This window comes from Pelagicoccus sp. SDUM812002 (assembly GCF_031127835.1).
Classification (GTDB): Bacteria; Verrucomicrobiota; Verrucomicrobiia; order Opitutales; family Opitutaceae; genus Pelagicoccus.
The window spans coordinates 1-1648 of the sequence record NZ_JARXHX010000074.1; the positions used below are offsets into that span (position 1 = coordinate 1).

Below are 1648 nucleotides of genomic sequence, written 5' to 3' on the forward strand. Positions count from 1 at the left end.
TTCTGACATTGAATGCTTTCATAAAGTTTCACATGGCATTGAAAGCCAACATCTTAAATCAAATCGAAAATTTGTCCACGTGGCCTAGCATAGTGCCACTTTGAGCAATTGCTAGCAATTGATGAGGAATGAGTTTACGAGGGACAAGAGGAGAAATACTGGAATACTCCCACGAGAGTGTTCCAGCGCCGAAGGTCTTACGTCTGACTGGAAGAAGCTGCGATATCGTGAACAGGTTCTATAATAAACGCCGCGAGCGGGTGTTGTTTTGGCTGTACAGGAAGGTCATGCGGCTTCAGGGCGAGGTTGGGATTCCTCTTCGGAGTCCGAGGCGTATGGAGTATTCGGAGAATGCTTTTCGTCATCTTTATTGCGACGTTTGAAGGTCATTATTGTGCGGATAATGCTTGAGGGCAGAACGATCTACTCTTTCGAATGGAAGGCCTAAGAGACTGTCCAATAAGTCCTAATTTGCGAGTCTCCTAATCATGGGTCTGATCATCGCCAAGTGTATAATCGCCTCGGAGGAGCAGGTTTTGCTCTCTCGGTCGATGGTCAGCCTGCCTTGCTGCGAGAGTCATGCGAAGGTCCGTTCCACGACCCTCCGACGAGGCAGTAGCTCGAATCCCTCAGCCTTATCGCTTCTGCGGATTATCTCCAACTCTATCTTACGGTGTCTTGGAATCTCGGATACCCGTTGGACTAACTTCCCGGCGTATTCCGCGTCTGCCCAAACTTTAAGTATCCAGCCGAACGCGGACTCGAGCTTGCCTAGAACCATTCGAGCCCCTTCTCGATTCTGGACCGACTCCGAGTGGGCCACGCAGACAAGCACGAGTCCAAGCGTGTCCACGAGTAGATGTCGCTTGATTACCTTAACCTTCTTTCCTGCATCATATCCGCGAAGGCCGGGGTGGCCAGCAGCTCGCACGCTTTGCGAGTCGATGATCGCGGCCGTGGGAGCTTTTTTTACCACTACGGTAGCGTACGAAGCCGCGAGAAGCTCCTCATGGACCTTCTCCAGATGCCACCGACCTTCCGCTTCGAGCACGCGTCTCTTGTTGTATTGAGGAGGCCGACCGAGCTTCGAGGGCCCCGTATCAGCGGCTCAATTACGTTCCACTCGCTGTCGGTCAGGTCGCTGGGATATGTTTCGCTTTCCATCGACTCCCTACATTAGGGAGCTTTTTAGAAAAAGTGCTACCAAGGTGCGTGAAATCTCGAAAGACGCTATTCTCAAGGCTTATTGGACAGTCTTTAAGGCGGGCTGAGCCTCTACGGCCTGACTATTATCGAATTTTCCATGGCAGGAACGAGTTTATTAGGTACAAGAAACGCATTAATGGCATTGAGAGCTTTCTGTCGTTCGCCAAGAGAAGGCTGGCACAGTTCAACGGATCAAAGGGCGATAGATTCATTTTGCATATGGTTGAATACCGGTCTAGATACAATAATAGGACGGTAGAATTGTAACATTTTACTGAATAAAAGAATAGGCCGTGTTAGTTAGATTACTTAGATGTATACAAATGTTAAGAGTGGCAATGGAGCGCTTGAGGGATTGAGGGTGATATGATGAAAACTCATTGCATTAAGTGCGATGACTATTCGTGAGTCTAAGCATGTCTATCTTCTTTTTTTTTTTTTT

At 48.5% G+C, this 1648-nt stretch carries 1 protein-coding gene; it reads right to left on the reverse strand.

Going from position 1 to position 1648, the window contains the following annotated elements; genetic code table 11:
- Nucleotides 1-577 precede the first annotated feature (577 nt).
- Nucleotides 578-1051 (reverse strand): transposase, encoded by a 474-nt coding sequence (locus QEH53_RS23660; protein ID WP_309025707.1) that lies wholly within the window; start codon nucleotides 1049-1051, stop codon nucleotides 578-580.
- Nucleotides 1052-1648: the final 597 nt, after the last annotated feature.